Annotated in this window: 18 protein-coding genes; 16 read left to right on the plus strand and 2 right to left on the minus strand. The window is 63.5% G+C overall.

Annotation, left to right across the window (positions count from 1 at the left end; genetic code table 11):
- Positions 1–94: 94 nt before the first annotated feature.
- From ATY02_RS03105 to ATY02_RS03120, 4 genes are all read left to right on the plus strand, one after another.
- A complete protein-coding gene (locus tag ATY02_RS03105; RefSeq protein ID WP_068589398.1) occupies positions 95–3,745 on the plus strand; it encodes a DUF2339 domain-containing protein in 3,651 nt (1,216 codons plus the stop codon).
- Positions 3,742–5,121: a DUF3999 domain-containing protein gene (locus tag ATY02_RS03110; RefSeq protein WP_068589395.1), complete on the plus strand. Its 1,380-nt coding sequence runs from the start codon at positions 3,742–3,744 to the stop codon at positions 5,119–5,121. The genes ATY02_RS03105 and ATY02_RS03110 overlap by 4 nt, the downstream gene beginning before the upstream one ends.
- A 187-nt stretch (positions 5,122–5,308) precedes the next feature.
- Positions 5,309–6,319, plus strand: coding sequence for a class 1 fructose-bisphosphatase (locus ATY02_RS03115; RefSeq protein ID WP_068589392.1), 1,011 nt, complete (start codon positions 5,309–5,311; stop codon positions 6,317–6,319).
- Positions 6,320–6,322: 3 nt separating this feature from the next.
- Positions 6,323–6,925 (plus strand): DUF924 family protein, encoded by a 603-nt coding sequence (locus tag ATY02_RS03120; RefSeq protein WP_068589389.1) that lies wholly within the window; start codon positions 6,323–6,325, stop codon positions 6,923–6,925.
- A gap of 138 nt (positions 6,926–7,063) precedes the next feature.
- Here ATY02_RS03120 and ATY02_RS03125 read toward each other — a convergent pair whose 3' ends face one another.
- A complete protein-coding gene (locus ATY02_RS03125; RefSeq protein ID WP_206600642.1) occupies positions 7,064–8,956 on the minus strand; it encodes a methyl-accepting chemotaxis protein in 1,893 nt (630 codons plus the stop codon).
- Positions 8,957–9,236: 280 nt separating this feature from the next.
- Here ATY02_RS03125 and ATY02_RS03130 point away from each other — a divergent pair, with 280 nt between their 5' ends.
- Together ATY02_RS03130 and ATY02_RS03135 are read left to right on the plus strand one after the other, a co-directional pair.
- Positions 9,237–9,491, plus strand: a complete 255-nt coding sequence (locus tag ATY02_RS03130; protein ID WP_068589378.1) for a hypothetical protein — start codon at positions 9,237–9,239, stop codon at positions 9,489–9,491.
- Between the two features lie 32 nt (positions 9,492–9,523).
- Positions 9,524–10,093 (plus strand): lipocalin family protein, encoded by a 570-nt coding sequence (locus ATY02_RS03135; protein ID WP_068589375.1) that lies wholly within the window; start codon positions 9,524–9,526, stop codon positions 10,091–10,093.
- 97 nt (positions 10,094–10,190) lie between these two features.
- Here the strand turns inward: ATY02_RS03135 and ATY02_RS03140 are convergent, their stop codons facing one another.
- Positions 10,191–11,555 carry a formimidoylglutamate deiminase gene (locus ATY02_RS03140; RefSeq protein ID WP_068589372.1) on the minus strand — a complete coding sequence of 455 codons (1,365 nt, stop codon included), beginning with the start codon at positions 11,553–11,555 and terminating at the stop codon, positions 10,191–10,193.
- 218 nt (positions 11,556–11,773) lie between these two features.
- Here ATY02_RS03140 and hutC point away from each other — a divergent pair, with 218 nt between their 5' ends.
- The 10 genes from hutC to dtd all read left to right on the plus strand — a co-directional run bounded on the left by hutC (position 11,774) and on the right by dtd (position 23,621).
- Positions 11,774–12,442: a histidine utilization repressor gene (gene hutC / locus ATY02_RS03145; RefSeq protein WP_241110101.1), complete on the plus strand. Its 669-nt coding sequence runs from the start codon at positions 11,774–11,776 to the stop codon at positions 12,440–12,442.
- Positions 12,439–13,011, plus strand: a complete 573-nt coding sequence (locus tag ATY02_RS03150; protein ID WP_068589366.1) for a HutD family protein — start codon at positions 12,439–12,441, stop codon at positions 13,009–13,011. Before hutC ends, ATY02_RS03150 begins: the two co-directional genes overlap by 4 nt.
- 428 nt (positions 13,012–13,439) lie before the next feature.
- Positions 13,440–15,122 carry a urocanate hydratase gene (gene hutU / locus ATY02_RS03155; RefSeq protein ID WP_068589363.1) on the plus strand — a complete coding sequence of 561 codons (1,683 nt, stop codon included), beginning with the start codon at positions 13,440–13,442 and terminating at the stop codon, positions 15,120–15,122.
- 116 nt (positions 15,123–15,238) lie between these two features.
- Positions 15,239–16,702 (plus strand): purine-cytosine permease family protein, encoded by a 1,464-nt coding sequence (locus ATY02_RS03160; RefSeq protein ID WP_068589360.1) that lies wholly within the window; start codon positions 15,239–15,241, stop codon positions 16,700–16,702.
- A gap of 250 nt (positions 16,703–16,952) precedes the next feature.
- Positions 16,953–18,491 (plus strand): histidine ammonia-lyase, encoded by a 1,539-nt coding sequence (hutH, locus tag ATY02_RS03165; RefSeq protein WP_141698126.1) that lies wholly within the window; start codon positions 16,953–16,955, stop codon positions 18,489–18,491.
- Positions 18,492–18,591: 100 nt separating this feature from the next.
- The gene (locus tag ATY02_RS03170) at positions 18,592–20,004 is read left to right on the plus strand and encodes an amino acid permease (protein WP_068589357.1); all 1,413 of its coding nucleotides are present in this window, start codon (positions 18,592–18,594) and stop codon (positions 20,002–20,004) included.
- 11 nt (positions 20,005–20,015) lie between these two features.
- Complete coding sequence (gene hutI, locus ATY02_RS03175) at positions 20,016–21,221, plus strand: imidazolonepropionase (protein WP_068589354.1); 1,206 nt, start codon at positions 20,016–20,018, stop codon at positions 21,219–21,221.
- A gap of 10 nt (positions 21,222–21,231) precedes the next feature.
- Complete coding sequence (hutG, locus tag ATY02_RS03180; RefSeq protein ID WP_068589351.1) at positions 21,232–22,035, plus strand: N-formylglutamate deformylase; 804 nt, start codon at positions 21,232–21,234, stop codon at positions 22,033–22,035.
- Positions 22,036–22,215: 180 nt separating this feature from the next.
- Positions 22,216–23,187 (plus strand): prolyl aminopeptidase, encoded by a 972-nt coding sequence (gene pip / locus ATY02_RS03185; protein WP_068589348.1) that lies wholly within the window; start codon positions 22,216–22,218, stop codon positions 23,185–23,187.
- A complete protein-coding gene (dtd, locus tag ATY02_RS03190; protein ID WP_068589346.1) occupies positions 23,184–23,621 on the plus strand; it encodes a D-aminoacyl-tRNA deacylase in 438 nt (145 codons plus the stop codon). Before pip ends, dtd begins: the two co-directional genes overlap by 4 nt.
- Positions 23,622–23,815: the final 194 nt, after the last annotated feature.

A 23,815-nucleotide genomic window follows, 5' to 3' on the forward strand; every position in this document is an offset into this window, starting at 1 on the left:
AGGGAAAGGCGAGCCTTGCCGGCGCTGGTGCGAAGGCCGCATAAAAAGAAGGGCTGGATCTGTCCGTCAACGGGCTGTTTAGGGATGTCGACACATGCAATGGATGTTCATGTTGTTGGGGGTGGTGCTGGGGTGGGTAGTCGATGAGTCTTTCGGCGATGCCCTGATCGGTGCCTTTATCGGCCTGGCCATTGGCTTGGCTTTTCGCCTGGGCCTCCTGCACAAGCAGGTTGGCGAGCAGCAGCGCGAGCTGGAACGGGCCAAGGAGGCGCTGTCGAGTTTGGGCCAGCGCCTGGCGCTATTGGAGGCCGGCTCCAGCCCGCCCGCCGAGCCCGTGGTGCAGCCCGAGGCCAGCGCCAGCAGCGCGCCAGCTGCCGAGGCCACGAGCGATCTCGGTTTTGTGCCAGCCCCCGAGCCGACCCCGGAATTTGTTCTCGATGAGGTCCAACCTGTGCAGCCATTGCCTGCTGCCGCGGACCTGATCTGGGAGTTGCCTGCGACCGCCAAGCCAGCCACTGCCATGGCCAGCGAACCCTTGCCGGATTCGGTGTGGCAGCCACAACCGCAAGCGCGTGAGGCGCGTCCATCGACTGTACCCGAGACCCATGAGCCCAACCTGATCGAGCGCGCCATCAGCGGCGCCCGCAATTGGCTATTTGGCGGCAATACCGTGCTGCGGGTCGGGGTCGTGCTGTTGTTCCTCGGCTTGGCATTCCTCCTGCGCTATGCCACCGAAGGCGTGGTGGTGCCCATCGAGTTGCGCTATGCCGGGGTCGCGGCCTGTTCCCTGGGCCTACTGGGCCTGGGGTGGTGGCTGCGCCGACGTAACGGTGCCTATGCCCTGATGCTCCAGGGCACAGGGATCGCGGTGCTGTACCTGACGGTGTTCGCGGCCATGCGCCTGCACCCACTGCTCGATCCTTCCGCGGCGCTGGGGCTGTTGGTGGCGGTGACACTGTTCTCGGCGATCCTGGCCATCACCCAGGATGCCCTGGGGCTGGCCGCTGCGGCGGCCCTGGGCGGGTTTGCCGCACCGATCCTCACCTCTACCGGCGCGGGCAGCCATGTGGCCCTGTTCAGCTATTTCGCCCTGCTCAACGCCGGCATCCTGGCCATCGCCTGGTTCAAGGCCTGGCGCCTGCTCAACCTGATCGGTTTCGTGGGTACCTTCGGTATCGGCTTCGCCTGGGGTATGCGCTCCTACACTCCGGAACTGCTGTGGAGCACCGAGCCGTTCCTGATCCTGTTCTTCGTCATGTACCTGGCTATCGGCCTGCTGTTCACCCGGCGCAAGTTGCTGGACATGAGCGATGCTCCGGCCGACGGCGATCGCCAGGCGCTGCTGCAATGGTCGGTGCGCAAGGGCGACTATGTCGATGGCAGCCTGCTCTTCGGCCCGCCATTGGTGGGTTTCGGCCTGCAGCTGGCGCTGGTCCAGCACCTGGAATTTGCTGCTTCCTTCAGCGCCCTGGCCCTGGGCCTGATCTACATGGTGCTGGCACGCCTGCTGCTGGGGGGCCGGGCGGTGTTGCTGGGCGAGACCTGCCTGGCCCTGGGCGTGATTTTCGCCAGCCTGGCGATTCCCCTGGGGCTGGATGCGCGCTGGACCGCTGCGGCCTGGGCGGTCGAGGGCGCCGGGATCTTCTGGCTTGGCATGCGCCAGCAGCGTTCGCTGGCCCAGGCCTTCGCCCTGCTGCTGCAAGCAGGTTCGGCCGCGGCCTTCCTCGATTCAGTGCGTTTTGCCAGCACCAGCCTGCTGTCCGGTGCGCCCCTGGGAGCGCTGCTGCTGGGCGGGGCCTTGCTGTTCAGCTACGACCAGTTGCGGCGCACGCCGAAGGCCCTGTTGCCGAACTGGCTGAAGGAGGGCATCCGGCCGCTGCTGGCGGTGGCGGGCCTGGGGTTCCTGTACCTGCTGGCGCCGCTGTTCTTCCTCACCCAGGGCACGGCCATCAGTTGGGCCCTGGCGGGGCTGGCGACCCTGTTCGTCGGCCTGCGCCTGCAGTCGCGGACGTTCCTGTTCAGCGCATTCGCCATCCAGTTGCTCGGTGGGGCATTGTTCCTGACGGGCCTCAAAGGTGCGGATGCCGGGGCCAATGGGGTGTTCGGTAGTGGCTGGAGCGGATTGATGAGCGCTTCGCTGATTGGCCTGGCGCTGATCGGCGGCATGCTGGTGGCATCGCGCGATGCCATGGTGCGCGACGATCCGCGCCTGTTGCGCGGCCTGTCGCTGGTGCTGCTGGCGGGGCTGGTGCTGATCAACCTGGCGGTGCTGTTCGTCCTGCCGTGGCGTACCGCCAGCGGTGTGTGGGCCGCCAGCGGCTTGCTGATCATCTGGCTGAGCCTGTACCTGCAGCAGCGGGTGAGCTTTGTCTTCGGCCTGGCCCTGCAGGTAATCGGTGGCAGCGCTTTCCTGTTGGCCGGTTCGGACTGGTTCCATGGCGCAGTGGCCGAAGGCGTGCGCCCCCTGGCCAATGGCGACTTCTGGACGCCGATGGTCCTGGCACTGGCAGCGCTGTTGGGCGCTTGGCGCCTGCAACGCGGCAACCATGGTTCGGCGTTCGACACCCTGGGCCTGGGGTACCTGGCCGACTTGCTGCTGGCCTGGGGCGCGTGCTGGTGGGCGTTCACCTGGACCAAGGAAGTGCTGCGCTTCGCTCCGGATCATTTGCAGCCGGCCCTGCTGTTGGCACTGGCCACGGCCAGCGTGGCGCTCGCGGCCTTGCTGGCGGTGCGCCTGCAATGGAAGTCCCTGGGCCTGTTGGGCAGCCTGCTGATCCCGGCTGGGGCCCTGGTGCTGATGGCTTCCTGGACCTTACGCTACCATCCGGCGGCGAACTTCGGCTGGCTGGCTTGGGCACTGCTGTTCGTCGTGCACTTCTTCAGCCTGCGGCGCTTGGCGAGTTTGCTGCCGGCCCGAGTGGCAAGCGTCGCTCATGTGCTGGGTTGCTGGCTGTTGATCGGCGTGCTGGCACTGGAGTTGCGTTATGGCCTGCTGTTGTTGTCCGAGCAGTACAACGCCTGGCGCTGGTTGGGCTGGGCGATCCTGCCGAGCCTGTACCTGGTGGCGATGGCGGTACCTCGCAACTGGCCATGGCCGGTGGGCAGTTACTCCCGGGAGTATCGCCTGTATGCCGCGCTACCCCTGGCGGTGCTGATGCTTGGCTGGTTCTGGCTGGCCAACGTGTTCAGCGACGGGCGCGCCGAGCCATTGCCGTACCTGCCATTGATCAACCCGTTGGAGCTGGGGCTGCTGTTCGCCCTGTTCGGGGTCTATGTCTGGTCGCGCAGTGCGGTCCGGGAGCTGGCGATTCGCGGCGATTACGCCGAGCGTGGTACGCAACTGGTGGCCGGGGTGTCGCTGTTCGCCTTCTTCACCGTGCTGGTCATGCGCGCGGCCCATCACTGGAGCGGGGTGCCGTTCCATCCTGATGCGTTGTTGGAGTCGATGATGGTCCAGGCCGGGCTGTCCATTGTCTGGACCTTGATCGCCTTGAGCCTGATGATCGGCGGACATCTGCGTCATCGTCGCGAGGTCTGGCTGATCGGTGCGGCGCTGATTGCCGTGGTGGTGGCCAAGCTGTTCCTGGTGGAGTTGAGTAACCGTGGCGGGCTGGCACGCATTGTCTCGTTCATCGGTGTTGGAGTGCTGTTGCTGGTCGTGGGCTATTTCGCCCCGTTGCCGCCCAAGCGGGCGGAGGTCGAGCCTGAGGCTGGCAAATCGTTGAATGAAGGAGTGTCGTCTTGAGTCGTAAGTTGAGCCTGCGCTGGTGGGGGGCCATGGGCCTGTGTGTGGCGTTGTCCGCGATGGCCCAGGAGCGACCGGCGGACTTCAAGTCCCTGGTGCCCTTGAGCCTGAGTGGCGAAGGCCCCTGGTATCGCCTGGAGCTGCCCCTGGGCGTGCAGTTGCGTGCCAGCCAGGCCGACCTGCGGGATGTGCGGGTGTTCAATGGCGCCGGTGAGCTCCAGGCCTATGCCCTGGCTCGCCAGCAGGCGCAGTCCACCGAGCAGCGCAACCTCAGTGCGGTGAAATGGTTCCCGCTGTACAACTCGGCGCAGGCCGGTGACAGCCCGCCCAGCGTGCGGGTGCAATCCAATGCCAATGGCACCCTGGTGCAAGTCCAGCCTTCGACCCAGCTGGAGGCGGGAGAGGAAGTGCTGCGCGGATGGCTATTGGATGCCAGCGCGATCAAGGCGCCGTTGCAGCAGTTGGTCCTGGACTGGGTCAGCGAACACGATGGTTTCCAGCGTTTCAGCATTGAAGCCAGCGACGATTTGCAGCATTGGCAGCCCTGGGGGGACGGCCAGGTGGCACGCCTGTCGTTCGCCGATGAACGGATCGAACAGCATGAAGTGGCCTTGCCCGGGCAGACGGCGCGCTACCTGCGCTTGTTGTGGCAGTCGCCGCAGGCAGCGCCGACGCTGACAGCTGCGCAGTTGCAAAGCAGCACCACCAGTAGCCAGCCATCGCCGCTGGCGTGGTCGCAACCGTTGGCAGGCAGTGTGGCCAAGCCTGGGGAGTACAGTTGGCAGTTGCCCATGGGGCTGAATGTCGAACGGGTACGAATCGAGCTCAAACAGGCCAACAGCCTGGCTCCGGCCAGGCTTTATGGGCGGCGTGAAAGCAGCTTGCCCTGGCAGCCCCTGGGTAATGGCTTGCTGTATCGCCTGACCCAGAATGGCCAGGATGTGCAGCACAATGAGCTGCAACTGCCAGGACAAACCGTGCAGCAACTCAAGCTGGTGGTGGACGAGCGGGGCGGTGGCCTGGGGGCCGAGGCGCCCAACCTGGAATTTGCCGTGCGCGGTGTGCAGCTGGTGTTCCTGGCTCGTGGCGACGGGCCTTTTACCCTGGCACTGGGCAATTCCGCGGTGAGTGCAGCCAACTTGCCGTTGTCCACCCTGATTCCCGACTACAGCCCGCAGCGCCTCAAGGACCTGGGCCAGGCCCGGGTCGATGGCGCGTCGCAACTGGCGCCCGTGGCGACCAAGGACCCGGTCGCGCCTGCGTCCGCAGGCCCTGACTGGAAGAAGATCGGCCTGTGGGCGGTGCTGTTGCTGGGGGTGCTGGCCCTGGCGGGCATGGCCTTCAGTCTGCTGCGCAAGCCCGAGGCCAAGCCCTGAGCCTGGGCAAGGAGGTTTGTCCCGATTGAACGTCCCACGGGAACGGGCCTCCTTGCCATAATCCGACTACGCTCAAACCGGCGCCTGAACTCTATCTGCCAGTTCCCTGTCTCAGATGAGGAAATGCGCTTCGACTCGCGTTAAACTGCGCGGGTTTTTTAGCCCCCCATTCCTTCCGGAGCCTTCCATGTCCCGCGTTACCCTGAGTCGCTACTTGATTGAGCAGACCCGCAGCAACAACACTCCTGCCGATCTGCGCTTCCTGATCGAAGTGGTGGCGCGTGCTTGCAAGGAAATCAGCCATGCCGTGTCCAAGGGCGCCCTGGGTGGCGTACTGGGCAGCATGGGTACGGAAAACGTCCAGGGCGAAGTGCAGAAGAAGCTCGACGTGATCTCCAACGAGATCCTGCTCGAAGCCAACGAGTGGGGCGGCCACCTGGCTGGCATGGCGTCCGAAGAAATGGACAACGCCTACCAGATCCCCGGCAAATACCCCAAGGGTGCCTACCTGCTGGTATTCGACCCGCTGGATGGTTCGTCCAACATCGACATCAACGCGCCGGTCGGTACCATCTTCTCGGTACAGCGTTGCCCTAACGAATACCTGAGCCAGAACGAAGCCCTGAATGAAAAGGCCTTCCTGCAGCCAGGCTCCAAGCAAGTGGCCGCCGGCTACGCGATCTACGGTCCGCAGACCATGCTGGTGCTGACCCTGGGCGATGGCGTCAAGGGCTTCACCCTGGATCGCGAGATGGGCAGCTTCGTCCTGACCCACGAGAACATCACCATTCCTGAAAGCACCCAGGAATTCGCCATCAACATGTCCAACCAGCGTCACTGGGAAGCCCCGGTCAAGCGCTATGTAGATGAGCTGCTGGCCGGCGATACCGGTCCGCTGGAGAAGAACTACAACATGCGCTGGGTCGCCGCTATGGTGGCTGACGTGCATCGCATCCTGACCCGTGGCGGCCTGTTCATGTATCCGCGCGACAGCCGTGAACCGGAAAAACCCGGCAAGCTGCGCCTGATGTACGAAGCCAATCCGATGTCGTTCCTGGTGGAACAGGCGGGCGGCGCGTCCACCAACGGTCACCAGCGTATCCTCGACATCCAGCCTGAAGGCCTGCACCAGCGCGTAGCGGTGTTCCTGGGCTCCAAGGAAGAAGTGGCCCGGGTCACCGCCTACCACCAGGAGTAAATCATGAGCGCACCCTGGCAGCCTCTGCTCGATTGGTGGTTCGGCGATGCCCAGACGCCAGCGCAGATCGTGGCTGCCAAGGGTGGCTTGTGGTTTGGCAAGCGCGACAGCCAGGATCGTGAAGCGCAGGAGCGTTTTGGCGACCTGGTGGAGCAGGCCCTGGCTGGTGGTTTGACTGAGTGGGCGCAAAGCCCTCAAGGCTGGCTGGCCCTGGTGCTGTTGCTGGACCAGCTGCCGCGCATGATCCATCGCGACACCCCCGGGGCATTCTCCGGTGATGCCCGCGCCCAAGCCCTGGTGGCCCAGGGTATTGCCGCAGACTTCGATCGGCGCCTGACGCCCATGCAGCGCTGCTTCATCTACCTGGTGTTCGAGCATTGCGAGCACCTGGCGGTGCAGAACGAAGCCGTGTCGCGCTTGGCTGCCTTGCACGACGAGCAACCATTGCAGGACCGTCCGGTCTTCGCCAGCCAATTGGACTATGCCGAACGGCACCAGAAGATCATCGCCCGCTTCGGGCGCTTTCCCCACCGCAACGCCATTCTCGGACGTGAATCCAGCGCCGAGGAACTGGCCTTCCTGCGCCAGCCCGGCTCAAGTTTCTAATCCCTCCCTGTAGCTGCTGCCCAGCGGCGAGGTTGCGCCAAGGCCCCAGGGCTTTGCGGCGCTTTTCCTGCCGAGGCGACTCCCGCGTCCCTGCGGGCCGTGTGCAGCTTGCGGCGGCGACACGAAGTGCAAAGGACGTCAGATCCGGAAGCTGCCCACCAGGTGTTGCAGGCGCTGGGCCTGTTGTTCCAGGTCGGCGCAGGCGCGCAGGGTGGCTTGCAGGTTCTCCACGCCTTCCTGGTTGAGGGTGTTGATCTGGGTGATGTCGACGTTGATCGACTCCACCACGGCGGTTTGCTCTTCTGTCGCGGTGGCCACCGACTGGTTCATGCCATCGATCTCGCCGATGCGCTGGGTCACGCTGCCCAGGCGCTCGCCGGCCTGATTGGCGATGCCGACGCTGCTTTCGCTCTCGCGCTGGCTTTCGGTCATGGTGCCTACGGCCTGGCGGGCGCCCACTTGTAGCTCCTCGATCATCTTCTGCACCTGCTGCGCCGAATCCTGGGTGCGGTGGGCGAGGTTGCGAACCTCGTCCGCGACCACGGCGAAACCGCGCCCGGCCTCACCGGCACGGGCGGCCTCGATGGCGGCATTGAGTGCCAGCAGGTTGGTCTGCTGGGAGATGCCGGTGATCACTTCGAGGATCTGGCCGATGTTCACGGTGTTGCTGTTGAGGGTCTCGATGTGCTCGCAGGAATTGCTGATCTTGGTCGACAGCTGGTGCATGGCGTCGATGGTCCGGTCCACCACTTGCTGGCCGTCCTGCGCCAGGTTGCGCGCCTCGCTGGAGTGTTGCGAGGCCAGGGCGGCGTTCTGGGCGATCTCCTGGGCAGCCGCGCCCAGCTGGTTGATGGCCGCGGCCACGCTGCTGGTACGCGAGGCTTGCTGGTCGGAATTGAGCATCGACGAATTGGAGGCGGCGACTACCCGCAAGGCGACTTCGTTGACCTGGCCGGTGGCCGAGGACACTTCGCGGATCGAACCGTGGATACGCTCGACGAAGCGGTTGAACGACAGGCCCAGGGTGCCGAATTCGTCATGGCCGTGGATCACCAGGCGTCGGGTCAGGTCGCCTTCGCCTTCGGCAATGTCATGCATCGCGCGCCCCATCAGGTGCAGGGGCTGCATCAGGATGCGGATCAGCATGCCCAGCAGGCCGATGATGATCACCACGGCAATGGCCATGGCGATGAGCGCCGAAGTCCGGAACTCGCTGAGCATGGCGAACGCGGTGTCCTGGTCCAGGACCAGGGCTACGTACCAGTTGGCCGAGGGCACGCCATCGATGTGGGTGAAGGAAATGAACTGGGCCTTGCCGCCCAGTTGCGCTTCCTTGAGGCCGGGGCTGATGTTGGGCGCGCCGTCCGGATAGGCTTCGGCCAGGCTCTTGAGCACCAGCTTGTTGTCCGGGTGGATCAGGATCTTGCCATCGGCACTGACGATGAAGGCATGGCCGTGGCCGCCGAAGTTCAGCGAGTTGATGATGGCGCTGATGCTCGACAGGTCGATGTCGGCCCCCGCGACGCCGATCATCCGGCCCTGGTGCTGCACTGGGGTGGCAACGGTGATGACCAGCTTGCCGGACGAGGCGGCGATGTAGGGCTCGGTGACGATGGTCTGCTGGGCGGTATTGGCCGCCTTGTACCAGCCACGGCTCCGGGGGTCGTAGTCGGCCGTGCGGTTGCCGGCTGGTACGGAGAACATTGCGCCGTCCTGGCCACCGAAGTAGGTGAGCTGGAAATTGCTGGTGTAGGCGGGCAGGCCGACACTGCGCTTGAGGCTGTCGGCGCCGCTGCCGTCCACGGCGACCTGCTGTGCCAGCGATTGCAGGAGCTGGATACGGCTTTCCAGCCAGGTCTGGATGTTGCGGGTGGTCAGGCTGCCCAGTTCTTGCATCGTTGCTTGGGTACTGCCGCGCAAGGCCTCGCGCTGACGGTAGTCATTGAACAGAATGAAACAGGCGAACGCGACGGCTACCACAAGGGCAGCGGCTAGCAGGATCTTGTGGCTGAACTTCATATTGCTGGTCATTAAGTGAACTACCGCGAGGGGCTGGTCAACGAGGGGCGTCAATTTGCCACAGTGGAGGGCTTTGCGCTGCAGTTATGTCGACTGGCCATCACTGAAGATGAGGCGAGAGAGTGGAATCCCGACGAACTGCCTATGGGGTTTCGAAGGTGCTTGATTTACGACGCAAATACCTGGGCTCCCGGCGAGAAATAGCGGGCCCTGCGGGGAACCAGATGGGGGTTTTCTCTTCTAAGCTTCTGGTTGGCTGACAGGCCTTCCCCCTTTCGTCCAGGAGTTCACCATGTCCCTGCGTTCCATCGCTCTGTTGTCGTTCTGCGTGCTACTGGCCGCGTGCAGCAAGGTCAATCAGGAAAACTATTCCAAGCTCTCGGCGGGCATGCCCAAGGCCGATGTCGAAAAACTTCTGGGCAAGCCGACCGACTGTTCCGGCGCACTGGGCATGTCCAGCTGTACCTGGGGCGATAAGAACAGCTTTATCAGCGTGCAGTATGCCGGTGAGAAGGTCCTGATGTTTTCCGGGCAAGGCCTGAAGTAAATCCGGGGCTTCGGGCCCACGGGAGAAAAATAATGATGCGTTTTGTTGTCACTCTTCTGGTCGGCCTGCTCTTGGCCGGCTGCGCCACGTCCCGGGACGATTCGCTGGCGCCCAAGACCGCTAACCATGTCGAGCTCAAGCGTTACCAGGGGACCTGGTACGAGCTGGCGCGCCTACCCATGTATTTCCAGCGTAATTGTGCTCAATCCGAGGCTCGCTACACCCTGTTGCCCGAGGGCTCGATGGCGGTGCTCAACCGCTGCCTGACCCCGGACTGGAAGTGGGAGGAAGCCCGAGGTACAGCGACGCCCCAGGTGCCGGGCAAGACCGACAAGCTCTGGGTTCGGTTCGACAATTGGTTCACCCGATTGCTGCCAGGGTCGATCAAGGGCGACTACTGGGTGTTGTATGTCAGCGACGACTACAAGACAGCGATCGTGGGCAACCCCAACCGCCGCTACCTGTGGTTGTTGTCGCGTACGCCGGAGGTCAACGAAACGGTGCGCGAGGAGTTGCTGAGCAAGGCTCGCCAACAGGGCTATGACACCACGCGGCTGATCTGGCGGGTATCGGACTCGGCCATGGCCAAGACCTCGAAGTAGTTCCTGGCCCCATGGGAGCCGATGGTTTTCATGGGCAATGGCCGGGTTGCCAGCATCCGCGGGCTTCCCGGCCGGTCAAGGGGTGAGCCTTGCCGAGTCAGGCCAGGAGGTCGCGCAGTACCTGGGTAAAACTGCGGCAGCTCTCTTCATCCGCAGGATGCCGTCCGTCACGTACCACCCACTGGCCTCCCACCATGACGTCTCGCACCTGGCGATCACTGCCGGCAAACAGCCAGCGGTTGAGGATTGCGTCGCCATCGGCCGTGGCCAGGTAGGGGTCGTTGCCATCGAGCACCAGCCAGTCGGCGCGCTTGCCCACGGCGAGGGAGCCAATGGCCTGGCCCAGGGCCTGGGTACCGCCATCCAGCGCCGCGTCGTACAGGGTGCGCCCAACCATCGGCTGGTCGGCCCGATACAAGCGGTTGCGTCGCTGGTCTCGCAGGCGCTGGCCATACTCCAGCCAGCGCAATTCCTCTACCACGCTGAGCGAGACATGGCTGTCGGAGCCGATGCCCAGGCGTCCGCCCTGGGCGAGGAAGTCCACCGCCGGGAAGATACCGTCGCCCAGGTTGGCCTCGGTGGTCAGGCACAGGCCGGCAATGGCCCGGCTCTGGGCCATGAGGCTGACTTCCTCGGGGTTGGCGTGGGTGGCATGGACCAGGCACCAGCGCTGATCCACCGCTACATGCTCATACAGCCATTGCAGGGGGCGACGGTTGCTCCAGGCCAGGCAATCCTCGACTTCCTTCTGCTGCTCGGCAATGTGGATATGCACCGGGCAATGGGTATCGCTGGCGGCCAGCACTTCGCTGATCTGTTGTGGCGTGACCGCGCGCAGGGAGTGGAAGCACAGGCCCAGTTGCTGGTTGGCTTGTCCGGCCAGCAGGGGTTGCAGTTGCTGTTGCAGCTTGAGGTAGCCCTCGGTGCTGTTGATGAAGCGGCGTTGGCCATCATTGGGAGCCTGGCCGCCGAATCCGGAATGGCTGTAGAGCACCGGCAGCAGGGTCAGGCCGATGCCGGTGCTGGCGGCGGCCTGGCTGATACGCCGCGACAGCTCGGCCGGGTCGGCGTAGGGTTGGCCGCTGGTGTCGTGGTGCACGTAGTGGAATTCGGCCACCGAGGTATAGCCGGCCTTGAGCATCTCGATATACAGCTGGCGGGCGATGATCTCCAGTTGCTCGGGACTGATCTTGCCCACCAGGCGATACATCAGGTCGCGCCAGGTCCAGAAGCTGTCATTGGGATTGCCGGCCACTTCCGCCAGGCCAGCCATCGCCCGCTGGAAAGCGTGGGAGTGCAGGTTGGGCATGCCCGGCAGCACGGGGCCCTTGAGTCGTTCCGCTCCCTCGGCGTCGGCGTTGGCCCGGATCTGGGTCAGCTGGCCGTCGGCACTGACTTCAAGACGTACATCATTGGCCCATCCATCAGGCAATAGCGCGCGTTCGGCAAAGAAGGCGGACATGGTTCGAGCACCCCATTGTGTGTTATTTGTATATACATATACAGACGTTTGCCTGCTCGGTAAACTCCGGCAAGCTAAGCTCTTGTCTCCAGGGACATCAGGCCCTGATCACTTTCACCGACCCACAAGGATTTCCCGTGCCGACCCCGACTGCCAACTCGCCGCTGGTCGCCCACCTGAGCGATAGTCCGGCGCCCTTGTATGCCCGCGTCAAGCAGATGATCACCCAGCAGATCGAGAGCGGAAACTGGCCGCCGCACTACCGCGTGCCGTCGGAAAGCGAGCTGGTCAGCCAGTTGGGTTTCAGCCGCATGACCATCAACCGCGCACTGCGCGAGATGACCGCCGAAGGCATGCTGGTACGCATGCAAGGCGTGGGTACCTTCGTCGCCGAGCCCAAGACCCAGTCGGCATTGTTCGAGGTGCACAATATCGCCGACGAGATCGCCTCCCGCGGTCATCGCCACACTTGTCAGGTCATCACCCTGGGCGAGGAGGCCGCCGGTTCCGAGCGTGCCCTGGCCCTGGACATGCGCGAAGGGCAGAAGGTCTTCCATTCGCTGATCGTGCATTTCGAGAACGACATCCCGGTGCAGATCGAGGATCGCTTCGTCAACGCCCTGGTCGCGCCGGAATACCTCAAGCAGGATTTCACCCTGCAGACTCCCTATGCCTACCTGTCCCAGGTCGCCCCCCTGACCGAGGGCGAGCATGTGGTCGAGGCGATCCTCGCCGAAGCTGAAGAATGCAAGCTCCTGCAAATCGAGCGGGGCGAACCCTGCCTGCTGATCCGTCGCCGTACCTGGTCCGGGCGCCAGCCGGTGACCGCCGCGCGGCTGATCCACCCCGGTTCCCGCCATCGCCTGGAAGGACGCTTTCACAAATGATCCAGTCCACCCTGTTACGTGCCGCCGATTATCCGCGCATGCCCTGGAAAAACGGCGGCGGCAGCACCGAGGAAATCACCCGGGACAGCGGAACCGGCCTGGAAGGCTTCGGCTGGCGGCTGTCGATCGCCGACATCGGCGAGTCCGGCGGATTCTCAAGCTTTGCCGGATACCAGCGAATCATCACCGTGCTGCAGGGGGCGGGCATGCAATTGTCGGTGGATGGCCAGGAGGGGCGGCCGTTGTTGCCGTTCGATCCCTTCGCCTTCAGCGGCGCCAGCCAGGTGAGCTGCAACTTGCTGGGTGGGGCGATCCGCGATTTCAACCTGATCTACAGCCCCGAGCGCTACCTGGCACGCCTGCAGTGGTTCGACGGCCAACAGCGTTTCTTCACCCAGGCACACACTGTGCTGGTGTTCAGTGCCGCCGAGCAGGCGTGGGTGGACGTGACCGGCGCCACGGTGCAGGCCCTGGGGCGTTTTGACTGCCTGCGCCTGGACGGCAATGCCGGACTGCTAGAGATGGCCCTCGATGGGCACTGCTGCGTAATCGAACTCACCGCCCTTTGATTGAATCGGGCGCTGGCAGGTCAAGATACGACCTGCCAGCGTCATTCCCCCTCTCTCTATCTATATCCCTGCCGCCGCGCTTCGCTCCCTGGAACGAGGCGAGAAGAGTTGCGCCCGCTTATCTGGCAGAGGGGGCGCCAAAGGTTGTTTCTTGTGCGCACTCATCTGTTACCGAATGCCCCAAAAGGGCACGCAGGCCATTGCTGGTAACAGCTGTGGAGGAGGGTGGGCTATCCCCTGAGATTTTTTTCTTGCTCCGGCAAATGCTTGTCCTACAGGGCTTGCATGATCTTTTTGGAGGTTTGTCCAGTCGCTTCTGGTGGAGTTGGCCGCTTGATTGCATATGCTTGTATGTACAAGTAAATATGTGTGCGTAAGAGTCATTGGATCCTCTTCGCACCTTGGACTTATCGTCGAGGAGGTTTTCCGTGGCTGACAACAAATTCACCAAGTATCGGAACGTTGAAGTTCGTGCTGCACGTGGCAACAAGCTGACCGCCAAGAGCTGGCTGACCGAGGCGCCGCTGCGCATGCTGATGAACAACCTCGACCCTGAAGTCGCCGAGAACCCCAAGGAGCTGGTGGTCTACGGTGGTATTGGGCGCGCTGCGCGCAACTGGGAGTGCTACGACAAGATCGTCGAGGCCCTGACCCAGTTGAACGACGACGAAACCCTGCTGGTGCAATCCGGCAAGCCGGTCGGCGTGTTCAAGACCCACTCCAACGCCCCGCGGGTGCTGATCGCCAACTCCAACCTGGTACCGCACTGGGCCAGCTGGGAGCACTTCAACGAGCTGGACGCCAAGGGCCTGGCCATGTACGGCCAGATGACCGCTGGTAGCTGGATCTACATCGGCAGCCAGGGCATCGTCCAGGGCACCTACGAAACCTTCGTCGAGGCCGGTCGCCAGCACTACAACGGCAATCTCAAGGGCAAGTGGGTGCTGACCGCCGGTCTCGGCGGCATGGGTGGCGCACAGCCACTGGCGGCGACCCTGGCCGGCGCTTGCTCGCTGAACATCGAGTGCCAGCAGAGCCGCATCGACTTCCGCCTGAGCAGCCGTTATGTCGATGAACAGGCCAAGGACCTGGACGATGCCCTGGCGCGTATCGCCAAGTACACCGCCGAAGGCCGCGCCATCTCCATCGCCCTGTTGGGCAACGCGGCGCAAGTTCTCCCTGAACTGATCAAGCGTGGCGTACGCCCGGATATGGTCACCGACCAGACCAGCGCCCACGACCCGCTCAATGGCTACCTGCCAGTCGGCTGGACCTGGGAGCAGTACCGTGACCGCGCGCAGACCGATCCGGCCGCCGTGGTGAAAGCCGCCAAGCAATCCATGGCGGTGCATGTACAGGCGATGCTCGAGTTCCAGAAGCAAGGGATCCCGACCTTCGACTACGGCAACAACATTCGCCAGATGGCCAAGGAAGAGGGCGTGGCCAATGCCTTCGACTTCCCTGGTTTCGTCCCGGCCTACATTCGTCCGCTGTTCTGCCGCGGCATCGGTCCGTTCCGCTGGGCGGCGTTGTCCGGTGATCCGCAGGACATCTACAAGACCGACGCCAAGGTCAAGGAGCTGATCGCGGACGACGCTCACCTGCACAACTGGCTGGACATGGCTCGCGAGCGCATCAGCTTCCAGGGCCTGCCGGCGCGTATCTGCTGGGTCGGCCTGGGCCAGCGCGCCAAGCTGGGCCTGGCCTTCAACGAAATGGTCCGGCGCGGAGAGCTGTCGGCGCCGATCGTCATCGGCCGCGACCACCTGGACTCCGGCTCGGTATCCAGCCCGAACCGTGAAACCGAATCGATGCAGGACGGTTCCGATGCCGTGTCCGACTGGCCGCTGCTCAATGCCCTGCTCAATACCGCCAGCGGTGCGACCTGGGTCTCCCTGCACCATGGCGGTGGCGTGGGCATGGGCTTCTCCCAGCACTCGGGCATGGTCATCGTCTGCGATGGCAGCGACGAGGCGGCCGAACGTATCGCTCGGGTACTGACCAACGATCCGGGCACCGGCGTCATGCGCCATGCCGATGCTGGCTACCAGATCGCGATCGACTGTGCCAAGGAGCAAGGCCTGAACCTGCCGATGATCACCGGCAAGTGACGCACCGGCGGTTCGCCGCCAGGACCAGGGAAGGAGCCGCCGTACCTTGCAGTACGGCGGCTCGGTCCGTGTAGCAGAGCTTTGACATGACAAAACTCCCCGGGAGAACAATAACGATGTCCACGGCCAGTGATAGCTCCAAACCCCTGATCGAGCGGCGGTCGATCAACTACATTCCCGAAGCCGAACGCCACGGCAAGCTCTACAGCCAGTTCACCCTGTGGTTGGGTGCCAATTTGCAGATCACCGCGATTGTCACCGGTGCCCTGGCCGTGGTGCTGGGCGGCGATGTGTTCTGGTCGCTGATCGGCCTGCTGATCGGTCAGTTGCTGGGCGGCGGTGTGATGGCCCTGCATGCGGCACAGGGGCCCAAGCTGGGCCTGCCGCAGATGATCTCCAGCCGGGTACAGTTCGGCGTCTACGGCGCGGCGATTCCGATCGTGCTGGTATGCCTGATGTACCTGGGCTTCACCGCCACGGGTACGGTGCTCTCCGGCCAGGCCCTGGGCCAACTGTTCGGTGTCAGTGACAGTGTCGGTATCCTGATTTTCGCCAGCGTCATCGTCCTGGTCACCGTGCTTGGTTATCGGGTGATCCATGTGATCGGGCGCATCGCCAGCGTCGTTGGCGTGATTGCCTTCGTTTACCTGTTCAGCCGCCTGATGAGCCAGACCGATGTCGGCGCGCTCCTGGAAATTCGTCACTTCAGCTGGAGCAGCTTCCTGCTGGCGGTGTCGCTCGCGGCATCCTGGCAGATCGCCTTTGGCCCCTACGTGGCGGACTACTCGCGTTATCTGCCGAGCCAGACCTCGTCGGTGAAGACCTTCCTTGCCGTGGGCGCAGGCTCGGTGGTGGGTGCGCAAGTGGCGATGATCCTCGGCGTGTTCGCCGCGGCCATGGCCAACGGGCAGTTCGCGGGGCGGGAAGTGGCCTACATCGTCGGCCTGGGCGGGAGCGGTGCCACCGCCGCGTTGCTGTACTTCAGCATCGCCTTTGGCAAGGTCACCATCTCGACGTTGAACTCCTACGGCAGCTTCATGTGCATCGCCACCATCATCAGCGGCTTCCGTGGCCACCTGGAGGTGACGCGCCTGCAGCGCCTGGTGTTCGTGCTGGTCATCGTTGGCGCCGCGACCCTGATCGCCCTGCTTGGGCAGCACTCGTTCCTGGGGGCATTCAAGTCTTTCATCCTGTTCCTGCTGGCCTTCTTCACACCTTGGAGTGCGGTGAACCTGGTGGACTACTACTGCATCACCCGTGAGAACTACGACGTACCCGCGCTGGCCGATCCCAAGGGGCGCTATGGCCGTTGGAATGTCCTGGGTATCAGCGTCTATGTGATCGGCGTGCTGGTGCAGCTGCCGTTCATTTCCACCAAGTTCTATACCGGACCGCTGGTGGACGCCCTGGGCGGGGTGGATATTTCCTGGATCATCGGCCTGGTGGTACCGGCGGCGCTGTACTACGTCTGTGCCAGGAAGTGGCACGGCTCGGTGCCTGAGCAGTTGATTCTGCCAGCAGAGCAGGGTGTGCCAGACCAGCAGAAGACCGCGACAACCCAGCACGCTGCTACGGTTTGAGTCCGCATGCAACGTGAGCGAAGCCCGGCGCTACTGACCGCCTCCAGTTCGATGGATGGTCAGCAGCGCCGTTTGCGCGATAGCCTTTCCAAGGGCCCGCAGCGCTTCCCGGAGACTGTTTCAAGACGCAATAAAAGGTTTTTTCATCAGCCAGCGTGCCAAGGCGCCACCCGCTCGACACAGCGGATGACGACGGATAACGGATGTTTCCGGAGCGACTGGCAGTTATTCCAAAACTCTCAGAAGGAACATGAATGTGACTGCGCTAAACCTGATTCCCGGTCAACTGAGCCTGGCCCAACTGCGGACCGTCTACCAACAGCCACTGACCCTGACCCTGGATGACAGCGCCTCGGCGCAGATCGATGCCAGCGTCGCCTGCGTCGAGCAGATCCTTGCTGAAAAACGCACGGCCTATGGCATCAACACGGGCTTTGGCCTCCTGGCCTCGACCCGTATCGCCAGCGCCGACCTGGAAAACCTCCAGCGCTCCCTGGTGCTGTCCCATGCCGCGGGCGTGGGTGCGCCCATCAGCGACGACCTGGTACGCCTGATCATGGTGCTCAAGGTCAACAGCCTGAGCCGAGGTTTTTCCGGTATCCGCCGCCAGGTGATCGACGCCCTGATCGCCTTGATCAATGCCGAGGTCTATCCGCATATCCCGCTCAAGGGGTCGGTGGGGGCTTCCGGCGACCTGGCGCCCTTGGCTCACATGTCCCTGGTGCTGCTGGGCGAAGGCAAGGCCCGCTACAAGGGGCAGTGGCTGGATGCCCCGGCGGCATTGAAGATCGCCGGCCTGACACCGCTGACCCTGGCGGCCAAGGAAGGGTTGGCACTGCTCAATGGCACCCAGGTCTCCACGGCTTTCGCCTTGCGCGGCCTGTTCGAAGCTGAAGACCTGTTCGCTGGTGCCCTGGTTTGTGGCGGCCTGACCGTCGAAGCGGTGCTGGGCTCACGTTCGCCGTTCGATGCACGAATTCATAGCGCCCGCGGCCAGCGCGGGCAGATCGACACCGCTGCCGCCTACCGCGCTCTGCTGGGCGAGAGCACCGAAGTCTCCACGTCCCATAAGAACTGCGACAAGGTCCAGGACCCGTACTCACTGCGTTGCCAGCCCCAGGTAATGGGCGCCTGCCTGACTCAATTGCGCCAGGCCGCCGAGGTGCTGGTGGTAGAGGCCAACGCTGTGTCCGACAACCCATTGGTGTTCGCTGCCGAAGGCGATGTGATTTCTGGCGGTAACTTCCACGCCGAACCCGTGGCCATGGCCGCCGACAACATGGCCCTGGCCATTTCCGAGATCGGCTCGCTGAGCGAGCGCCGCATCTCGCTGATGATGGACAAGCACATGTCCCAGTTGCCGCCGTTCCTGGTAGCCAATGGTGGGGTCAACTCCGGCTTCATGATCGCCCAGGTCACCGCTGCCGCCCTGGCCAGCGAAAACAAGGCCCTGGCGCACCCACACTCGGTGGACAGCCTGCCGACCTCGGCGAACCAGGAGGATCACGTGTCCATGGCCCCGGCTGCCGGCAAGCGCCTGTGGGAAATGGCCGAGAACACCCGCGGCATTCTCGCCGTGGAGTGGCTGGCGGCCTGCCAGGGCCTGGACCTGCGCGAAGGCCTGAAGAGCTCGCCAGCCCTGGAGCAGGCCCGCGCTACGCTGCGCGAGCAGGTGGCCTACTACGAGAAGGACCGTTTCTTCGCCCCGGACATCAACGCCGCCGGTGACTTGCTGGCTTCACGCTGCCTGACCAGCTTGCTGCCCGCAGGCCTGCTGCCGAGCCTGTAACGGCTGTCCGGGTTACCGGCCAGCCCGACGCGGAACGTCTGCTTCAGCCACCCGCACCGTGGTGCGGGTGGCTGTCCATAACAATAAAAGGGACGAAGACATGCAATCACAAGAGAAAGGACTACGCCGCGGCCTGACGGCTCGTCACATCCGTTTCATGGCCCTGGGATCGGCTATCGGTACCGGGCTGTTCTATGGCTCCGCCTCGGCTATCCAGATGGCGGGCCCGGCAGTATTGCTCGCCTACCTGATCGGTGGTGCGGCGGTATTCATGGTCATGCGCGCCCTGGGGGAGATGGCGGTGCACAATCCGGTGTCCGGGTCGTTCGGGCACTACGCCAGCCAGTACCTGGGGCCGATGCCCGGCTTCATCCTGGGCTGGACCTACGCTTTCGAGATGCTGATCGTCTGCCTGGCGGACGTGACCGCCTTCGGCATCTACATGGGGTTCTGGTTTCCCGATGTCGAGCGCTGGATCTGGGTACTGTCCATCGTGCTGTTCATTGGCGGCTTGAACCTGTGCAACGTCAAGGTCTTCGGCGAGATGGAGTTCTGGCTGTCGCTGCTCAAGGTCGGGGCGATCGTGGCGATGATCCTCGGTGGCATCGGCATCATGTTGTTCGGCATTGGCAGTGCGAGCCAGGAACAGGCTACCGGGCTGAGCAATCTCTGGGCCCATGGCGGTTTCATGCCCAACGGTATTGGTGGGGTGATCGCTTCTTTCGCGGTGGTGATGTTCGCCTTCGGCGGCATCGAGATCATCGGGGTCACCGCTGGCGAGGCCAAGGACCCGCGACGGGTCATCCCCAAGGCCATCAATGCGGTACCGCTGCGCATCCTGCTGTTCTATGTGCTGACCCTCCTGGTACTGATGGCCATCTTCCCCTGGCCGCAGATCGGCACCCAGGGTAGTCCCTTCGTGCAGATATTCGATAGCTTGGGCATCAGCTCCGCCGCGACCATCCTCAACATCGTGGTGATCTCGGCGGCGATATCGGCCATCAACAGCGACATCTTCGGTGCCGGGCGCATGATGTACGGCCTGGCCCAGCAAGGGCAGGCACCCAAGGGGTTTGCCCAGGTCTCCAGGCATGGTGTGCCATGGATGACCGTGGTGGTGATGGCCGTGACCCTGTTGATCGGGGTGGTGCTGAATTACCTGATTCCGGAAAACATCTTCCTGCTGATCGCTTCCCTGGCCACTTTCGCCACGGTCTGGGTCTGGCTGATGATTCTCCTGACCCATGTGGCCATGCGCCGTTCCATGACGGCCGAGCAGGTGGCCCAGCTACAGTTCAAGGTGCCGTTCTGGCCCTGGGCTCCCGCAGCGGCCATTGCCTTCATGCTGTTCATCTTCGCGGTCCTGGGCTATTTCCCGAAAACCCAGGGCGCGCTGCTGGTGGGCGTGGTGTGGATCGTCCTGCTGGTGGTGGCCTACAAACTCTGGGTCAAGCCGGTGCCTGGATCGGTCGGCCCGGTCGATGGCCATTCTTCTTTACCTACTGATCATTAATGGAGGCCTGGATGAAAACTCTTTGGCAACACTGCAACGTCGCCAGCATGGCCCAGGGTAGCTACTCGATCATCGAGGACGCGGCCATCGTGACGTCAGGGGCGCACATCGAGTGGATCGGCCGACGCGAGCAGTTGCCGGCCGGCGACTACCAGCAGGTCCACGACCTGGTGGGAGCCTGGGTGACCCCGGGATTGATCGATTGCCACACCCACACGGTATTCGGTGGCAACCGCAGCGGTGAGTTCGAGCAACGCCTGCAAGGGGTGAGCTATGCCGAGATCGCCGCTGCCGGTGGCGGTATCGCCAGCACCGTGCGGGCCACTCGTGCAGCCAGTGAGGAGGCGTTGTTCCTTAGCGCCCGCAAACGGCTGCTGAGTCTATTGCGCGATGGTGTTACCAGTGTCGAGATCAAGTCGGGTTATGGCCTGGACCTGGCCAGCGAACGCAAGATCCTGCGAGTCATTCGTCGGCTCGGCGAGGAACTGCCGGTCAGCGTGCGCAGCACCTGCCTGGCGGCCCACGCCCTGCCACCGGAATACGCCGAGCGTGCCGACGACTACATCGACCACATCTGCAACGAGATGCTCCCGGCCCTGGCGGCCGAGGGGCTGGTGGATGCCGTGGACGCATTCTGTGAATACCTGGCGTTCTCCCCGGCCCAGGTGGAGCGGGTGTTCATCGCCGCACAGAAGCTCGGGTTACCGGTCAAGCTGCACGCCGAGCAACTGTCGTCTCTGCACGGTTCGAGCCTGGCGGCCCGCTATCGAGCGCTGTCCGCCGATCACCTGGAGTTCATGACCGAGGAAGATGCCATTGCCATGGCAGCCTCCGGAACCGTGGCAGTGCTGCTGCCAGGGGCTTTTTACTTCCTGCGCGAGAGCCAGCTGCCGCCGATGGACGCCCTGCGCAAGCATGGGGTGAAGATCGCCGTGGCCAGTGATCTCAACCCTGGGACCTCGCCGGCCCTGTCGGTGCGGCTGATGCTGAACATGGCTTGCACCTGTTTTCGCATGACGCCCGAGGAGGCGCTGGCCGGGGTCACCCTGCATGCGGCCCAGGCCCTGGGCATGGAGCGCAGCCACGGTTCGCTGGAAGTAGGCAAGGTGGCGGATTTCATTGCCTGGCAGATCGATCGTCCCGCCGACCTGGCCTACTGGCTGGGCGGCGACCTGGAAAAACGCGTCGTGCGCCACGGCGTCGAAGTGACTGTGTAGGAGAAGGCTTGTGGATAAGGTTCTGAACTTCAAACAAGGCCGGGTGCCGCTCTTGATCAGCATGCCCCACGCGGGTACGCGCCTGAGCCCGGCGGTGGCCGCCGGCCTGGTGCCCCAGGCGCAGAGCTTGCCGGACACCGACTGGCATATCCCGCGGCTGTACGAGTTTGCCCAGGCGCTGGGGGCCAGCGTGCTGGCGGCCGAGTACTCGCGTTTCGTCATCGACCTGAACCGGCCGTCCGACGACAAGCCGTTGTATGTCGGGGCCACCACCGGTTTGTACCCGGCGACCCTGTTCGATGGCGAGCCTCTGTTCGTCGAGGGCCAGGAGCCCTCGAAGGAAGAACGTGGGCAGTACCTGGAGCAGGTCTGGGGACCGTATCACCGCACCCTGCAGCAGGAGCTGGCGCGACTCAAGGCCGAGTTCGGCTATGCCTTGCTGTTCGATGCCCACTCCATCCGCTCGCTGATCCCGCACCTGTTCGACGGCAAGCTGCCGGACTTCAACCTCGGCACGTTCAACGGCGCCAGCTGCGATGCGCAGTTGGCCGGGCGCCTGGAATCGATCTGCGCGGGCCATGGCGACTACACCCATGTGCTCAACGGGCGCTTCAAGGGCGGGCATATCACCCGTCACTACGGCAATCCGGCCGAGCATGTGCATGCGGTGCAACTGGAGTTGGCGCAAAGCACCTATATGGAGGAGGTCGAACCGTTCCGTTACCGCGAGGACCTGGCAGCACCGACCCAGCTCGTGCTCAAGGAGCTGCTGCAAGGCTTGCTGGCCTGGGGACAGGAGCGTTACGGGCGCTGAGCGGTGTTGTGACAGCTTGCCGCTGATGCGAGCAGCGGCAGGCCCCTGGGGTTGATGGGCGAAGCCAACAACCCCATTTTTCTCAAGGACATGCTCATTGCGTAATTCGGGTTTATGATGCCGGACGGCAGCATAAATGAAGTCCCTTCAGGGATGATCCCGACCTCCACGGAGCGCGTAATGAAGACTTTGTACCCACAGATCAAACCCTATGCCCGGCACGATCTGGCCGTCGACGAACCCCATGTGCTGTATGTCGACGAAAGTGGTTCACCGGAAGGCTTGCCGGTGGTGTTCATTCACGGTGGCCCGGGAGCTGGCTGCGATGGTGCCAGTCGCTGCTACTTCGATCCGAACCTGTATCGCATCGTCACTTTCGACCAGCGTGGCTGCGGGCGCTCCAGCCCCCACGCCAGCCTGGAAAACAACACCACCTGGGACCTGGTAGCCGACCTGGAGCAGATCCGCGAGCACCTGGGCATCGACAAGTGGGTACTGTTCGGTGGTTCCTGGGGCTCGACCCTGGCCCTGGCCTATGCCCAGACTCACCCCGACCGTGTACTGGGCCTGATTGTGCGCGGCATCTTCCTGGCCCGTCCCCAGGAGATCCAGTGGTACTACCAGTGCGGTGCCAGCCGCCTGTTCCCCGACTACTGGCAGGATTATGTGGCGCCGATCCCACTGGAGGAGCGTCATGACCTGGTCAGCGCTTTCCACAAGCGCTTGACCGGCAATGACCAGATCGCCCAGATGCACGCGGCCAAGGCCTGGTCCGGCTGGGAGGGCCGTACGGCGACCCTGCGCCCGAACCCTCTGGTGGTGGATCGCTTCTCCGAGCCGCAGCGGGCCCTGTCGATTGCCCGGATCGAGTGCCACTACTTCATCAACGATGCTTTCCTCGAACCCGACCAACTGATCCGCGACATGGGCAAGATTGCCCATCTGCCGGGGGTGATCATTCACGGCCGCTACGATGTGATCTGCCCCCTGGACAATGCCTGGGAACTGCACCAGGCCTGGCCCAACAGCGAGCTGCAAGTGATTCGCGACGCTGGTCACGCCGCATCCGAGCCGGGCATCACCGATGCACTGGTGCGCGCTACCGACCAGATGGCCCGGCGCCTGCTCGACCTGCCGCCCGAAGAAGCATGAAGGGCCTGTTGCAGCGCGTGGCCGGCGCGCGAGTGGAAGTGGCCGGTGAAATCGTCGGCTCGGTGGACCAGGGGCTGCTGGTGCTGGTGGCGGTGGAGCCTGGGGATACCCGGGCCAACGCCGACAAACTCCTGCATAAGCTGCTTAACTATCGGGTGTTCAGTGATGCCGAGGGCAAGATGAACCTGTCCCTGACCGATGTGCAGGGCGGTTTGCTGCTGGTCTCGCAGTTCACCCTGGCGGCGGATACCAAGAGCGGGTTGCGCCCGAGCTTCTCCACGGCGGCGCCTCCGGCCCTCGGCGAGGAGCTTTTCGACTACTTGTTAGTGAAGGCGCAACAGTTGCATGGCAAAGTGGCATCAGGGCGCTTCGGTGCGGACATGCAGGTGCATCTGGTCAATGATGGCCCGGTCACCTTCCTGTTACAGACTTGAAAGTGCCTGAAACATCTTTTTCCGTCGATTTGCTCCGGAAACTGCTGTTTTTCGCGATAAATACTTTGTTACCCCTGATGCGTTGTAACGCGGGCTACTAGATAATCGCGCGCTACGGGGATCAGCGTTCGTTGGTCCATTTTGACTTAAGTAGAGACTTGTCCACGGCCGTTTGGGGAATCATTTAGCCCCAT

It is taken from the genome of Pseudomonas sp. BIOMIG1BAC, assembly GCF_001705995.2.
GTDB classification, from domain to species: domain Bacteria; phylum Pseudomonadota; class Gammaproteobacteria; order Pseudomonadales; family Pseudomonadaceae; genus Aquipseudomonas; species Aquipseudomonas sessilinigenes.

Bases quoted from the DNA above. Each gene is read 5' to 3' on its own strand.
- ATY02_RS03140 (WP_068589372.1), bottom strand. From the start codon at position 11,555: ATGTCCGCCTTCTTTGCCGAACGCGCGCTATTGCCTGATGGATGGGCC.
- ATY02_RS03125 (WP_206600642.1), bottom strand. From the start codon at position 8,956: ATGACCAGCAATATGAAGTTCAGCCACAAGATCCTGCTAGCCGCTGCC.
- ATY02_RS03170 (WP_068589357.1), top strand. From the start codon at position 18,592: ATGCAATCACAAGAGAAAGGACTACGCCGCGGCCTGACGGCTCGTCAC.
- pip (WP_068589348.1), top strand. From the start codon at position 22,216: ATGAAGACTTTGTACCCACAGATCAAACCCTATGCCCGGCACGATCTG.
- ATY02_RS03160 (WP_068589360.1), top strand. From the start codon at position 15,239: ATGTCCACGGCCAGTGATAGCTCCAAACCCCTGATCGAGCGGCGGTCG.
- ATY02_RS03115 (WP_068589392.1), top strand. From the start codon at position 5,309: ATGTCCCGCGTTACCCTGAGTCGCTACTTGATTGAGCAGACCCGCAGC.
- ATY02_RS03120 (WP_068589389.1), top strand. From the start codon at position 6,323: ATGAGCGCACCCTGGCAGCCTCTGCTCGATTGGTGGTTCGGCGATGCC.
- hutC (WP_241110101.1), top strand. From the start codon at position 11,774: ATGATCACCCAGCAGATCGAGAGCGGAAACTGGCCGCCGCACTACCGC.
- hutI (WP_068589354.1), top strand. From the start codon at position 20,016: ATGAAAACTCTTTGGCAACACTGCAACGTCGCCAGCATGGCCCAGGGT.
- ATY02_RS03135 (WP_068589375.1), top strand. From the start codon at position 9,524: ATGATGCGTTTTGTTGTCACTCTTCTGGTCGGCCTGCTCTTGGCCGGC.
- dtd (WP_068589346.1), top strand. From the start codon at position 23,184: ATGAAGGGCCTGTTGCAGCGCGTGGCCGGCGCGCGAGTGGAAGTGGCC.
- ATY02_RS03130 (WP_068589378.1), top strand. From the start codon at position 9,237: ATGTCCCTGCGTTCCATCGCTCTGTTGTCGTTCTGCGTGCTACTGGCC.
- ATY02_RS03105 (WP_068589398.1), top strand. From the start codon at position 95: ATGCAATGGATGTTCATGTTGTTGGGGGTGGTGCTGGGGTGGGTAGTC.
- hutH (WP_141698126.1), top strand. From the start codon at position 16,953: ATGAATGTGACTGCGCTAAACCTGATTCCCGGTCAACTGAGCCTGGCC.
- ATY02_RS03150 (WP_068589366.1), top strand. From the start codon at position 12,439: ATGATCCAGTCCACCCTGTTACGTGCCGCCGATTATCCGCGCATGCCC.